The following is a 13,225-nucleotide window of genomic DNA, read 5'->3' on the forward strand; positions in this document are numbered from 1 at the left end:
AACTTTACTTGTGTGCTGAAGAAAAAAGAGCAAGACTTCTTGAAACGTTTCAGCGTCATCTCGCCATAACTGATGGATTCAGGTGACGCCTTTTTTCTCATGTTAGCTGAATCGTTTCAAATCAGCGGGAGAGGAGAACCATGTTCCAGTTATCTGTTCAGGATATTCACCCGGGCGAACAGGCCGGGAATAAAGAAGAGGCTATTCGCCAGGTTGCCGCTGCCTTAGTACAGGCGGGTAACGTGGCGGAAGGCTACGTCGATGGCATGCTGGCGCGTGAACAACAGACGTCCACGTTCCTCGGCAACGGTATTGCTATTCCTCACGGTACGACGGACACGCGCGATCGGGTGCTGAAAACCGGCGTGCAGGTGTTCCAGTTTCCGCAAGGCGTGACCTGGGGCGAAGGTCAGGTTGCTTATGTGGCGATCGGCATTGCCGCCAGTTCCGATGAGCACCTCGGTTTACTGCGTCAACTGACGCACGTGCTGAGCGATGACTCCGTCGCTGAACAGCTGAAATCTGCGACCACGGCGGAAGAGTTGCGCGCGTTGCTGATGGGCGAAAAGCAAAGCGAACAGCTGAAGCTTGATAACGAAACGCTGTCGCTGGATGTCGTGGCTAATTCGCTGGTAACGTTGCAGGCGCTCAACGCGGCGCGACTGAAAGAAGTTGGTGCGGTTGACGCCACCTTTGTGGCCAGAGCAATCAATGAACTGCCGATGAATCTCGGTCAGGGTATCTGGCTGAATGACTGTGCTGAAGGCAATGTACGCAGCGCCGTTGCGGTTAGCCGCGCAGCAACAGCATTCGATGTACAAGGTGAAGCTGCAGCCCTGCTGGTGACCGTCGCTATGAATGACGATCAACCGGTTGTGGTGCTGAAGCGCCTTGGCGATCTGCTGCTGAATAACAAAGCTGACCGTTTGTTGAAAGCCGATGCGGCCACGGTGTTAGCGCTGCTGACCAGCGATGACGCCTTAACTGATGATGTACTGAGCGCCGAATTTATTGTGCGCAACGAGCATGGATTACACGCCCGTCCGGGCACCATGCTGGTGAATACGATTAAACAATTTAACAGTGAAATTACCGTGACAAATCTTGATGGAACCGGCAAACCGGCGAATGGACGCAGTCTGATGAAAGTTGTGGCATTGGGCGTGAAGAAAGGACATCACCTGCGCTTTACTGCCCAGGGCGAAGATGCTGAACAGGCGCTGAAAGCGATTGGCGAAGCCATTGCGGCAGGTCTTGGGGAGGGCGCGTAATGAGCAGACGTGTTGCTACTATCACCCTTAACCCGGCCTACGACCTGGTGGGTTTCTGCCCGGAAATTGAACGCGGTGAAGTGAACCTGGTAAAAACTACCGGTCTGCATGCGGCAGGGAAAGGGATTAACGTCGCTAAAGTTCTGAAAGATTTAGGCATTGATGTCACTGTGGGCGGTTTCCTGGGGAAAGACAACCAGGATGGTTTTCAGCAGTTGTTCAGCGAGCTGGGTATTGCCAACCGTTTTCAGGTTGTACAAGGGCGTACCCGTATCAACGTCAAGCTAACCGAAAAAGACGGCGAAGTGTCCGATTTTAATTTCTCCGGTTTTGAAGTTACCCCGGCTGACTGGGAACGCTTTGTGAATGACTCACTGAGCTGGCTGGGTCAGTTCGACATGGTGTGTGTCAGCGGCAGTTTGCCGACCGGCGTTAGCCCGGAAGCATTCACCGACTGGATGACGCGCCTGCGCAGTCAGTGTCCTTGCATTATCTTTGATAGTAGTCGTGAAGCGCTGGTGGCGGGTCTGAAAGCGGCACCGTGGCTGGTGAAACCAAACCGTCGTGAGCTGGAAATCTGGGCAGGCCGCAAGCTGCCGGAAATGAAAGATGTGATCGAAGCGGCGCATGCGCTGCGCGAGCAGGGTATTGCTCACGTGGTGATTTCGCTCGGTGCGGAAGGTGCGCTGTGGGTTAACGCTTCGGGTGAGTGGATTGCTAAACCGCCGTCAGTTGAGGTGGTAAGCACCGTAGGCGCAGGTGATTCAATGGTTGGCGGTCTGATTTACGGCCTGCTGATGCGTGAGTCCAGCGAACATACCCTGCGTCTGGCGACGGCTGTTGCCGCCCTGGCGGTAAGCCAAAGCAATGTGGGCATTACCGATCGTCCTCAGTTGGCCGCAATGATGGCGCGTGTCGACTTAAAACCGTTTAACTGACAGCAGGAGAGGCATAATGAAAACGCTGCTGATTATTGACGCTAATCTCGGCCAGGCTCGCGCTTACATGGCGAAAACCCTGCTTGGAGCGGCGGCGCAGAAAGCACATCTGGAAATTATTGATAATCCTAATGACGCCGAACTGGCAATTGTTCTGGGCGACACGCTTCCTGCCGACAGTTCGCTGAACGGCAAAAAGGTCTGGCTGGGCGACATTGGTCGTGCGGTAGCGCATCCGGAACTCTTCCTCAGCGAAGCGAAAGGCCATGCAAAACCTTACAGCGCCCCGGTTGCGACAGCGCCTGTGGCCAGCAGTGGTCCAAAACGCGTGGTGGCGGTGACGGCTTGTCCGACCGGCGTAGCCCATACGTTTATGGCCGCTGAAGCTATTGAAACAGAAGCGAAAAAACGTGGCTGGTGGGTGAAGGTTGAAACCCGAGGTTCTGTTGGCGCAGGCAATGCCATTACGCCGGAAGAGGTGGCTCAGGCGGATCTGGTGATTGTAGCGGCTGACATTGAAGTTGATCTGGCGAAGTTTGCCGGAAAACCCATGTACCGTACTTCTACTGGCCTTGCGCTGAAGAAAACCAAGCAGGAACTGGACAAAGCGCTGGAAGAAGCAACGCCGTACCAGCCAACCGGTAAAGCACAGGCTTCAGCAACAGAAGGTAAGAAAGAAAGCGCGGGTGCGTATCGTCACCTGCTGACAGGCGTGTCCTACATGCTGCCGATGGTGGTTGCCGGTGGTTTGTGTATTGCACTCTCATTCGCTTTTGGTATTGAAGCGTTCAAAGAGCAGGGGACGCTGGCAGCGGCGCTGATGCAGATTGGTGGCGGTTCAGCGTTTGCGCTGATGGTGCCCGTTCTGGCGGGTTATATCGCGTTTTCTATCGCTGACCGTCCGGGTCTGACGCCAGGTCTTATCGGTGGTATGTTGGCGGTGAGCACCGGTTCTGGCTTTATTGGCGGGATTATTGCCGGTTTCCTTGCCGGTTATGTGGCGAAGCTCATCAGCACGAAGCTGAAACTCCCACAGAGTATGGAAGCGCTGAAACCGATCCTGATCATTCCGCTGCTCTCAAGCCTGGTGGTGGGTCTGGCTATGATCTACCTGATCGGTAAACCGGTAGCCGGCATTCTGGAAGGTCTGACCCACTGGCTGCAAACCATGGGTACAGCGAATGCGGTACTGCTTGGAGCGATTCTTGGCGGCATGATGTGTACCGACATGGGTGGTCCGGTTAACAAAGCGGCGTATGCTTTCGGTGTGGGCCTGCTGAGTACGCAAACCTATGCGCCGATGGCGGCCATTATGGCGGCAGGTATGGTGCCTCCGCTGGCGCTGGGTCTGGCAACGCTGGTTGCGCGTCGTAAATTCGACAAAGCTCAGCAGGAAGGCGGTAAAGCTGCGCTGGTGCTGGGCCTGTGCTTTATCACCGAAGGGGCAATCCCGTTCGCTGCCCGTGACCCAATGCGCGTTCTGCCTTGCTGTATCGTTGGCGGCGCGATTACCGGTGCTATCTCGATGGCGGTAGGGGCTAAGCTGATGGCGCCGCATGGCGGTCTGTTTGTGCTGTTAATCCCTGGCGCAATCACGCCGGTGGTAGGATACCTGCTGGCTATTATTGCCGGTACGCTGGTCGCCGGTCTCTCCTACGCGGTGCTGAAACGCCCGGAAGCAGAGGTTATGGCAAAGGCAGCCTGATTAAACGTTGATAGCCGGGGCAGAGACTTCTCTGCCCCTTTTTTATGCATTTACCCATACCGTTGCAGCATCGCCACAATAATCCATCCAGCCTTAAGCAAATTCGATAAAGTGCCCTTAAATCAAACTGATCACGGAAATCGAATATGAAAAAAACGCTCATTGTTGCCTCTCTGTCACTCGCGACACTGCTGCTTACGGGGTGCTCAACCACCTGGGTGATGACAACAACGTCAGGTTCAACGATAGAGACGCAAGGAAAGCCTGAGCAAGACTCCGGGACAGGACTGACAAAATACGCTGACGCCTATGGCTATCACCGCGTGATTAAGAGCAGCGATGTGAAGCAAATAGATAAAGGTAAGACGGTTTTGATGTGGTGAGCTGGCCAGATATGTAATCATTCAGGGGGCGAAATTTATTCGCACCCCTGGATCAAACGGGTCAGGCAATCATTGGCGCGATGATAAAACCAAAGGCAACGCCCGCGATGATCCCACCAAGCCCTGGCAACATAAACGGATGGTTTAAGACATACTTACCCACGCGCGTTGTCCCGGTGGTGTCGAACTCCATGGCCGCCAGCGAAGTGGGGTAAGTTGGTAGAACAAACACGCCAGTTACTGCTACGTAGGAAGCCAGAATCGCCCATGTGGGTACGCCGAGCGCGACGGCGAGAGGGATAATCAGCGGCGTGGTAGCTCCCTGCGAATAGAGAAGCGCGCAGGTACCAAACAGCACCAGCGCCAGCAGCATTGGATAAGCCCGTAGAATATCGCCCGCGATATCCTTAATTCCCGTTAAGTGGGCATCAATGAAAGTTGTGCCCAGCGTAACAATCCCCAGAATGACCGCCAGCGAACTCATACCCGCACGGAACGTGGATGTCAGGACAATCGCGTCGGTTGATGTTTTGCACAGCACCACCATCAGGCACGCGTCAGCCAGCATGTAGATAATGATAATATCCCGGGTATTCATTGGGTTACCTGCATCGAATCCGGGGCGTAGTTGAGGACATGCGGCAAGAATAACGATGACGACCGTTGCCAGCATAAACAGGGCGACTGATAATCTGGCTCCCGGCGTGGTGCTGTTCTGCCCTTCATATTTACGCACCAAACCTTTTTGCAAGCGCTCCAGATAGACTTCATCATCCTGTAGTTCGCATCCCTGACGTGAGGCGATAAAAGCGGCGACCATCGCGGCGACAAACGAGGCTGGCAGACATACCGCCATGACCTGAATAAAGCTGACGCCGTTGCCTTCCATAATGGTCAGCATCGCCGCCATTGCGGCACTGATCGGTGAACCGGATATCGCCACCTGAGAGGCGACTACGGATCCTGCGAGCGTACGGGAAGGGCGGATACCTGACTCTTTGGCAACTTCGGCAATTACCGGCAGAGTCGAAAAGACGATAAATCCTGTTCCCGCCATAATGGTCATCGACCAGGTGATGATCGGCGCAATAATGTTGATATACTTAGGATTACGACGCATGAAATTACCGGCAACGCGAACCAGATAATCCATACCTCCGGCGGCCTGTAGCGCTGATGCCGCCACTACCACTGTCATAATAATGAGAATAACGTCAACGGGGGGAGAACCAATTTGCAGCCCAAATCCCAACGTTAATATAGCCAGTCCCAGTCCGCCACATAAACCGATACCAATTCCGCCGAGGCGGATGCCAAAAAATATTGCGCCCAACACTACGATAATTTCCAGCCAAATCATAATGGCCTCCGCCAGAGAATAATTCGTTATTAAAATGGATGTTTATTTAATGCAATAATTAACCATGTGTTGGCTTTCATTGTGCCAAAAGATGATTTTTGCCAACGCGTTTCTCGTACCATTTAATACCGGCACGAACTAACGAACCGGTTGAGTCAATATATTTTTCAGGTGACGTTTTGATTGCTTCAGCAAGTATGACGGGAACTTCAGTACATCCCAGTACGATGACTTGTGCACCGCGTGAGAAGAGTGCTTGAGCTTGTTCATTCATCAATACTTGCGCCCGCTTAGCATCACCGGCCTTTAAGCAATAGATGCTTTCCATCACTTTTTCCTGACTGGCAGAGTCAGGACTGATGCAGGTTAGCCCAAGAGATTCAATGCCTTTTTGATAGAGGCCCATGTACAATGTGGCGTTGGTGGCGAGCAGTCCGATACGCGTTTTTCCACAGTTTTTAACCTCGTTGATGGTCGTTTCAACGATACTGAGCAGTTCTGTATGGCAGCACTCTTTTAATTCATTAAACCAAAAGTGGGCGGTATTACAGGGGATCACAATACACTCGGCGCCAGCATCTTCGAGTTTATGCATATAATCGCGCATGGCCGGAAGTGGGGAATGACCATGATGCATTAACGCATCGGTTCGGTCAGGTATGTCCGGGATAGAGGAAATAATTAACGGGATATGTTCCTGGTCGCGCTGTGCTGCAGTAAAAGTAACGAATTTATTAAATAGATCGACCGTTGCAGCAGGCCCCATACCACCTAATACGCCAATTAAACCTTTCACAATATATACCTCAATTTCACCGATCATTAATATTCAGAGCAGGGGTGTGTCTGTAGATAATGTTTAACAGCAGTGAGACGTGAGGAGAAATGCAATAATGTATGGTTTAATGCAAAAACCGCATAGCTGCGATTTGTTTTGCCACCTCTGCAGGCTGGTTTTGAGCCATAGGCCTGACGTATTGCGGTGGAGAAGCGATTGTGGCCGATTGGGAGAGAAACATGTTAATGTTAAAAACGAAGGTATGATGCAAAAAACGAATCACCAGGTGCTGTTGATGAATGTCATCCGCGCAAATATTCAGGCATGATGCTGAAGACTCATTGGCATATTTAAATATCTGTGTGACAGGCATGAAAAACATTGAGACAAAATGGTTATATGACTTTCTGACGCTGGAAGCGTGTCGTCATTTTTCCCAGGCGGCTGAGGAGCGCAACATATCTCAACCGGCATTTAGCCGGAGGATCAAAGCGCTGGAATCTGCCGTGGGTGTACTGCTTTTTGATCGCACGACGAGCCCACTGCAACTCACGGAGGAGGGCAAGCTATTCCATTCGCAAACCCGTAGCTTGCTGCAACAGCTGGAGTGCAATCTGGATGAGCTAAGCGGCCACAATCTGCTTGGGGTACCCAATATCAAAATAGCGGCAGCACATTCTTTGTCACTGACGATGTTGCCCAGATTAGTGCACTCAATGGCGGCCTGGGGGGAGGAGTTTGTCTGGCACGTCGAAGCTATTGATGTGGTTCAGGCGGTGAATACTCTGCGCGAGGGAAAAAGTGATTTTATTTTCTCCTTTCGGGATGAGGACTTAATGCAGTCACCTTTCTGCGGCTTGAAGGTTTTTGAGTCTGAACTGTATCCCGTATGTGCTGCTGATGCGCAGGGTAAGGCGTTGTTTGATATCTATCAGCCGCAGGCGCCGATTCTGAATTATACCAGCACATCATACATGGGAAGATTGGTAAACCGTCATCTGGCGGAAGTGGGCGGTATCTCAGCTCGTACGCTGTTTATGTCCTCAATGAGTGAGTTATTGAAAAATATGGCATTGGATGGGCATGGTATCGCCTGGCTGCCGGCATGGACTATCGTGAACGAACTGCGTGATAAGCGGCTGGTTTGTCTGCAGACGCCGGAGTTGATGGTGCCTATTCAGGCTTACATTTACCGGATGGATACCCGGTTAAATAAAACCGCAGAGCACTTCTGGCGGATTTTGTACAACCATATGCCGGAAGATTTGGTTTCGCTTACCTGATATGCGCCTGTTCACCGGGCACACCTGAAAAATCTCCGGTTATGCCGGAGTGATACTTTTCATCCTGCTTGATTTGTGTACTACCTCTCATTTTCTCTCCTCCTGACAAACTGTATCTATAAAAAATTGTGATTCTGTTCATATCTATTGGTTTTAGGTCTTGCAGATGGATTTACTTTATCAAAAACACGCTTACTATGAACACATGTTTGATAGTGAACATTTGCTCTAATAACCTGGTGTGTGGCGTTGGTTATTTTTAACGAACTCATTTGTGGCAAGTTAATTGCCAGGGGACGTGCTATGCGTGAAAAGGAATACATAGTAACTATTGGCTCGGCCAATATGGATGTTGCCGGGTGTTCGCATGCTTCTCTAAATTATGCGGATTCAAATCCAGGGAAGATAAAATTCACCCCAGGAGGCGTTGGGCGTAACATTGCACATAATCTCGCGCTATTGGGTAAAAATTCCTGGCTGCTAACGGCGGTTGGTAATGATTTTTACGGGCAATCGTTATTGGCGCAAACCAATCAATCCGGAGTTCATGTTGATAAGTGCCTTATCGTTTCCGGAGAGAATACATCCAGTTATTTATCACTGCTTGATAACACCGGCGAAATGTTGGTGGCCATTAATGATATGAGCATTACCGAACATATTTCAGCAGCGTTTTTATCGCAGCATTATGATTTTATTCGGCAGGCGAAAGTGATCGTCGCCGATTGCAATATCAGCGAAGACGCCATGGCATGGGTACTGGAAAATGCCGGGGATGTTCCGGTGTTTGTTGACCCTGTGTCGGCATGGAAGTGCGTCAAAATTCGCGAGCGTCTGGGACAAATCCACACCCTCAAACCAAACCGCCTTGAAGCCGAAACGCTGAGTGGTATTGCGCTTTCCGGGCGTGATGACGTTGGCAGCGTCGCCGCGTGGTTTCACGATCGCGGCTTAAATCGGCTGGTGCTCAGCATGGGGGGGGACGGCGTTTATTACAGCGATATTACGGGGAATAGTGGTTGGTCGCCGCCGATTAAAACTCACGTCATTAATGTTACCGGGGCAGGCGATGCAATGATGGCTGGACTGGCTTCCTGCTGGCTAGACGGTATGCCTTTTATTGATTCGGTTCGATTTGCTCAGGGTTGTTCATCAATGGCGTTAGCCTGTGAATATACCAATAATCCTGATTTGTCTGTTGCGAATGTTAGCTCAATAGTGGAGAACACAGAATGTCTGAATTAACTCTTTCCTCTGAATTATTACAAATATCTCCAGAAGTACAGGAAGCATTAAACAGTAAAAAACCGATTGTTGCACTTGAATCAACCATTATTTCTCATGGTATGCCATTCCCGCAAAATGCCCAGACAGCGATTGAAGTAGAAGAAACTATTCGTAAGCATGGAGCAGTTCCTGCAACCATTGCCATTATTGGCGGGGTAATGAAAGTTGGTTTAAGCAAAGATGAAATTGAATTGCTTGGAAGAGAAGGTCATAGCGTTACTAAAGTCAGTCGTCGTGATTTACCGTTTGTGGTCGCGGCAGGAAAAAATGGTGCAACGACTGTTGCCTCAACCATGATTATTGCCGCACTGGCTGGAATTAAAGTATTTGCAACGGGAGGCATTGGTGGTGTTCATCGTGGTGCTGAACATACCTTTGATATTTCTGCAGATCTGCAAGAACTGGCGCATACCAATGTCACGGTTATTTGTGCAGGAGCGAAATCTATTCTTGATCTCGGTTTAACGACCGAATATTTAGAAACTTTTGGCGTGCCATTAATTGGATATCAGACCAACGCGTTGCCGGCGTTTTTCTGCCGTACCAGTCCGTTTGAGGTCAGTATCCGTCTGGACAGCGCAAAAGAGATTGCCCGAGCGATGGCGGTGAAATGGCAAACGGGTCTTGACGGCGGTCTGGTTGTTGCGAACCCAATCCCAGAACAGTTTGCGATGGCAGAGGAGAAAATAAATGCGGCAATCGATCGGGCGGTGAAAGAAGCGGAAGAGCAGGGGGTTGTGGGCAAAGAGAGTACGCCGTTCCTGCTGGCGCGAGTTGCGGAGCTGACCGGTGGTGACAGCCTGAAATCAAATATTCAACTGGTGTTCAACAACGCGGTACTGGCCTGTGAAATTGCGAAGGAGTATCAACGTCTCGCCTGACAGAATTTTCCGGGCAGCATGCGGTCGCCCGCGAATATCAAACCTACCAAAACCTGGCGATAACGCCGGGTTTCCTGGCATGAAGGGAATTTCATTATGGATATAATGAGAAGTGTAGTGGGTATGGTGGTATTACTGGCCATCGCGTTTCTGCTGTCAGTAAATAAAAAGCGTATTAGTCTGCGTACGGTCGGAGCAGCACTGGTACTGCAAATTGCAATTGGCGGCATCATGCTGTATTTCCCACCGGGAAAATGGCTGGTTGAACAGGCCGCTCTCGGTGTCCACAAGGTAATGTCATATAGTGATGCGGGTAGCGCATTTATCTTTGGCTCCCTGGTCGGGCCAAAAATGGATGTGTTGTTTGACGGAGCCGGGTTTATCTTCGCCTTTCGTGTGCTCCCGGCCATCATTTTTGTGACTGCATTAATCAGTCTGCTCTACTACATTGGCGTGATGGGGCTGTTGATCCGCATCCTCGGCGGTATTTTCCAGAAAGCCTTGAACATCAGTAAAATCGAGTCATTTGTCGCAGTTACCACGATTTTCCTCGGGCAAAACGAGATCCCGGCAATCGTGAAACCGTTTATTGACCGGCTGAATCGCAATGAGCTGTTTACCGCTATCTGCAGTGGGATGGCCTCGATTGCTGGCTCAATGATGATTGGTTACGCTGGAATGGGCGTTCCGATTGACTACCTGCTGGCGGCATCGTTGATGGCAATCCCGGGCGGTATTTTGTTCGCGCGTATGTTGAGTCCGGCAACTGAAGAATCCCAAGTCACCTTTGAGAATCTGTCATTTACTGAAACGCCGCCGAAAAGCATCATCGAGGCAGCGGCGAGCGGGGCGATGACCGGGCTGAAAATTGCCGCTGGCGTGGCGACGGTAGTGATGGCATTTGTCGCCATTATCGCACTGATTAACGGCATTATCGGCGGGATTGGCGGTTGGTTTGGTTTTGGACACGCCACTCTGGAAGGGATCTTTGGTTATGTATTAGCCCCGTTGGCGTGGATTATGGGGGTGGACTGGAGCGATGCGACGCTGGCAGGTAGCCTGATCGGACAGAAACTGGCAATCAACGAGTTTGTCGCGTATCTCAACTTCTCACCGTATCTGCAAACCGGCGGGACACTGGATGTGAAGACCATTGCGATTATCTCGTTTGCACTGTGCGGTTTCGCTAACTTTGGTTCGATTGGCGTTGTTGTCGGCGCGTTTTCGGCGATAGCACCCCAGCGAGCCCCGGAAATCGCGCAGCTTGGAATGCGGGCGCTGGCAGCAGCAACGTTGTCAAACCTGATGAGCGCCACCATAGCCGGTTTCTTTATCGGTATAGCATAGCGAGAATCATGCCGGATAAGCGTAGCGCCATCCGGCATGACATTTAAGCTGTTTGTAGCAAATACAAGGCGTTATCTGCTGAGAGGGTTGGGTTGTTGATACTGACGCTGGCTCGCGATAGCGCCGCGCAGGCCATGGCAAAGTGAGCGCTTTCACGAAACTCGCTCCCTTCCAGAAAGCTGTACAGTAATCCCGCCATAAATGCGTCATCGGCGCCAAAACTGTCAACAACCGTATGCTCAGGAGGGGTCAGTAAAAATTGTTCCCCGTCCTTTTCGCTGCAAAACACGGATTCATCTTCCAGGCAGACAAAGATCCGTTTTACCCCCTGTTGATGGAGACTATTGACGGCCAGTATGCGATCGGCATCTGAATAGATAGGTTGCCCCCACAGAATCGCCAGCTCTTTTTGCGTGGGTTTCAACGTATGAATGCGCGTAAACCAGGTCTTCATTTTTGCCGCTTTGAACTCTGAAACGGTGTCAATGAATACCGGAATATCATCAGCTATAGTGAAGACCCACTCAATGGCTTCGGCGGTGAGATTGCAATCTGCCAGTACAACACCGGAATGACGAATCAAATCTCGCGAACCGTTCAACAACTGCGGCGTCAATTGTTGCAGGATATGGGTATCATTGATTGCCAGTACGGTCTCTTCCTGCTGATTAGCGATCGACAGGTAAGTTGAGGTGTTATGTCCATGCAGACGTATGCAACTGGAAACGTTAACACCAGCCTGACGCGTTTGTTCCAGCAATGTTTCGCCATAGAAGTCACTGCCAACAGCGGAAATTAAGTGGACATCACGACCCAGCAGCGCAAGGTTGTGGGCGATATTACGTCCTACGCCACCTGCCGAGCAGTGAATGCTGCCAGGGTTAGAGGCGGCCTGAGGATAATGGATGTCTGCCACACCACGAATATCCATATTGATCGCCCCAACAACCACGCAATAATCCTGTTCGGTAAGGATATAACCTTTACCTTTGATCATACCTTTACGCATTAAATCCATAATATGCGCAGCGACGCGTGAACGGCTTATCTGCAGAATATCGGCGATTTCATTCTGCTGAATCAACGGATTGCGACGCAGGATCTTAAGGATCTGCTTTTCCCTGTCGTTCATGATTATGCCACCGCTTTTTCTGTTTGCTGGGCTTTCAGCCAGGCAATCTCTTCTGCCCAGATATCCGGATTAATGGTTTCCAGTACCAGCGGAATGCCGTCAAAACGATTGTCCTGCATGATCCAACGGAAGGCATCGTGGCCAATATTGCCTTCACCTAAGCTGTGGTGACGGTCAACGCGACTGCCAAATGCGCTCTTGGCGTCGTTCAGGTGCATACCGCGCAGATACTTAAAGCCGACAATACGTTCAAATTCCGCAAACGTCTTTTCGCATTCCTCGGCGGAACGCAAATCGTATCCGGCGGCGAAGGCATGGCAGGTATCAATACAAACGCCGACACGGGATTTATCTTCGACGCCGTCGATAATGGCGGCAAGGTGCTCAAACTTAAAGCCAAGATTACTGCCCTGTCCGGCGGTATTTTCGATAACTGCCGTCACCCCCTGAGTCTGAGCGAGGGCGATGTTGATGGATTCGGCAATGCGCGCCAGACATTCATCTTCAGGGATCTGCATCAAATGGCTGCCTGGGTGAAAGTTCAGCAGGGATAAGCCAAGCAGTTCACAGCGCTGCATTTCATCGAGAAACGCATCGCGGGATTTTTCCAGCGCTTCGCTGACCGGGTGACCGAGGTTAATCAGGTAACTATCGTGAGGCAGGATCTGGGCGGAAGTATAGTGGTACTTCTCGCAAGCGGATTTGAAATCATCAATGATGTCGGTGGTCAGCGGCGCGGCACGCCACTGGCGCTGATTTTTGGTGAACAGGGCGAATGCGGTCGCTTCGATTTCTGCGGCTCGAATAGCGGCGTTAGCCAGACCGCCAGCGGCGCTTACGTGCGCTCCGATATATTTCAT

At 51.1% G+C, this 13,225-nt stretch carries 12 protein-coding genes; 8 read left to right on the plus strand and 4 right to left on the minus strand.

Going from position 1 to position 13,225, the window contains the following annotated elements; genetic code table 11:
• The first annotated feature begins 140 nt into the window (after positions 1 to 140).
• The 4 genes from fruB to OGV80_RS22240 all read left to right on the plus strand — a co-directional run bounded on the left by fruB (position 141) and on the right by OGV80_RS22240 (position 4,297).
• Positions 141 to 1,271: a fused PTS fructose transporter subunit IIA/HPr protein gene (gene fruB, locus OGV80_RS22225; RefSeq protein WP_087051319.1), complete on the plus strand. Its 1,131-nt coding sequence runs from the start codon at positions 141 to 143 to the stop codon at positions 1,269 to 1,271.
• Positions 1,271 to 2,209, plus strand: a complete 939-nt coding sequence (fruK, locus tag OGV80_RS22230) for a 1-phosphofructokinase (RefSeq protein WP_003834544.1) — start codon at positions 1,271 to 1,273, stop codon at positions 2,207 to 2,209. Before fruB ends, fruK begins: the two co-directional genes overlap by 1 nt.
• Positions 2,210 to 2,225: 16 nt before the next feature.
• A complete protein-coding gene (fruA, locus tag OGV80_RS22235) occupies positions 2,226 to 3,914 on the plus strand; it encodes a PTS fructose transporter subunit IIBC (protein WP_043016975.1) in 1,689 nt (562 codons plus the stop codon).
• 146 nt (positions 3,915 to 4,060) lie between these two features.
• Positions 4,061 to 4,297, plus strand: a complete 237-nt coding sequence (locus OGV80_RS22240) for a YgdI/YgdR family lipoprotein (RefSeq protein ID WP_043016974.1) — start codon at positions 4,061 to 4,063, stop codon at positions 4,295 to 4,297.
• Positions 4,298 to 4,358: 61 nt separating this feature from the next.
• On the opposite strand, the gene OGV80_RS22245 is transcribed toward OGV80_RS22240, so the two are convergent.
• Positions 4,359 to 5,657 carry an anaerobic C4-dicarboxylate transporter gene (locus tag OGV80_RS22245; RefSeq protein WP_286515772.1) on the minus strand — a complete coding sequence of 433 codons (1,299 nt, stop codon included), beginning with the start codon at positions 5,655 to 5,657 and terminating at the stop codon, positions 4,359 to 4,361.
• Between the two features lie 76 nt (positions 5,658 to 5,733).
• Positions 5,734 to 6,453 (minus strand): cysteate racemase, encoded by a 720-nt coding sequence (gene cuyB, locus OGV80_RS22250; RefSeq protein ID WP_043017952.1) that lies wholly within the window; start codon positions 6,451 to 6,453, stop codon positions 5,734 to 5,736.
• A 344-nt stretch (positions 6,454 to 6,797) separates the two neighbouring features.
• Between cuyB and hypT the strand changes: the two genes are divergently transcribed.
• From hypT to OGV80_RS22270, 4 genes are all read left to right on the plus strand, one after another.
• Positions 6,798 to 7,718, plus strand: coding sequence for a hypochlorite stress DNA-binding transcriptional regulator HypT (gene hypT, locus OGV80_RS22255; RefSeq protein WP_256145798.1), 921 nt, complete (start codon positions 6,798 to 6,800; stop codon positions 7,716 to 7,718).
• A 303-nt stretch (positions 7,719 to 8,021) separates the two neighbouring features.
• Entirely contained in the window at positions 8,022 to 8,963 is a 942-nt protein-coding gene (locus tag OGV80_RS22260; protein WP_047409937.1) for a pseudouridine kinase, read from the plus strand.
• The gene (locus OGV80_RS22265; RefSeq protein WP_043016971.1) at positions 8,951 to 9,886 is read left to right on the plus strand and encodes a pseudouridine-5'-phosphate glycosidase; all 936 of its coding nucleotides are present in this window, start codon (positions 8,951 to 8,953) and stop codon (positions 9,884 to 9,886) included. Before OGV80_RS22260 ends, OGV80_RS22265 begins: the two co-directional genes overlap by 13 nt.
• Positions 9,887 to 9,982: 96 nt before the next feature.
• Positions 9,983 to 11,233: a NupC/NupG family nucleoside CNT transporter gene (locus OGV80_RS22270; RefSeq protein WP_043016970.1), complete on the plus strand. Its 1,251-nt coding sequence runs from the start codon at positions 9,983 to 9,985 to the stop codon at positions 11,231 to 11,233.
• Between the two features lie 43 nt (positions 11,234 to 11,276).
• On the opposite strand, the gene OGV80_RS22275 is transcribed toward OGV80_RS22270, so the two are convergent.
• Complete coding sequence (locus tag OGV80_RS22275) at positions 11,277 to 12,365, minus strand: sugar kinase (RefSeq protein ID WP_087052517.1); 1,089 nt, start codon at positions 12,363 to 12,365, stop codon at positions 11,277 to 11,279.
• A 2-nt stretch (positions 12,366 to 12,367) separates the two neighbouring features.
• Positions 12,368 to 13,225: a deoxyribonuclease IV gene (gene nfo / locus OGV80_RS22280; protein ID WP_043016968.1), complete on the minus strand. Its 858-nt coding sequence runs from the start codon at positions 13,223 to 13,225 to the stop codon at positions 12,368 to 12,370.

Source organism: Citrobacter sp. Ce119 (assembly GCF_030334525.1).
Classification (GTDB): Bacteria; Pseudomonadota; Gammaproteobacteria; order Enterobacterales; family Enterobacteriaceae; genus Citrobacter; species Citrobacter europaeus.

Bases quoted from the DNA above. Each gene is read 5' to 3' on its own strand.
- fruB (WP_087051319.1), top strand. From the start codon at position 141: ATGTTCCAGTTATCTGTTCAGGATATTCACCCGGGCGAACAGGCCGGG.
- fruK (WP_003834544.1), top strand. From the start codon at position 1,271: ATGAGCAGACGTGTTGCTACTATCACCCTTAACCCGGCCTACGACCTG.
- fruA (WP_043016975.1), top strand. From the start codon at position 2,226: ATGAAAACGCTGCTGATTATTGACGCTAATCTCGGCCAGGCTCGCGCT.
- OGV80_RS22240 (WP_043016974.1), top strand. From the start codon at position 4,061: ATGAAAAAAACGCTCATTGTTGCCTCTCTGTCACTCGCGACACTGCTG.
- OGV80_RS22245 (WP_286515772.1), bottom strand. From the start codon at position 5,657: ATGATTTGGCTGGAAATTATCGTAGTGTTGGGCGCAATATTTTTTGGC.
- OGV80_RS22260 (WP_047409937.1), top strand. From the start codon at position 8,022: ATGCGTGAAAAGGAATACATAGTAACTATTGGCTCGGCCAATATGGAT.
- OGV80_RS22265 (WP_043016971.1), top strand. From the start codon at position 8,951: ATGTCTGAATTAACTCTTTCCTCTGAATTATTACAAATATCTCCAGAA.
- OGV80_RS22270 (WP_043016970.1), top strand. From the start codon at position 9,983: ATGGATATAATGAGAAGTGTAGTGGGTATGGTGGTATTACTGGCCATC.
- OGV80_RS22275 (WP_087052517.1), bottom strand. From the start codon at position 12,365: ATGAACGACAGGGAAAAGCAGATCCTTAAGATCCTGCGTCGCAATCCG.
- nfo (WP_043016968.1), bottom strand. From the start codon at position 13,225: ATGAAATATATCGGAGCGCACGTAAGCGCCGCTGGCGGTCTGGCTAAC.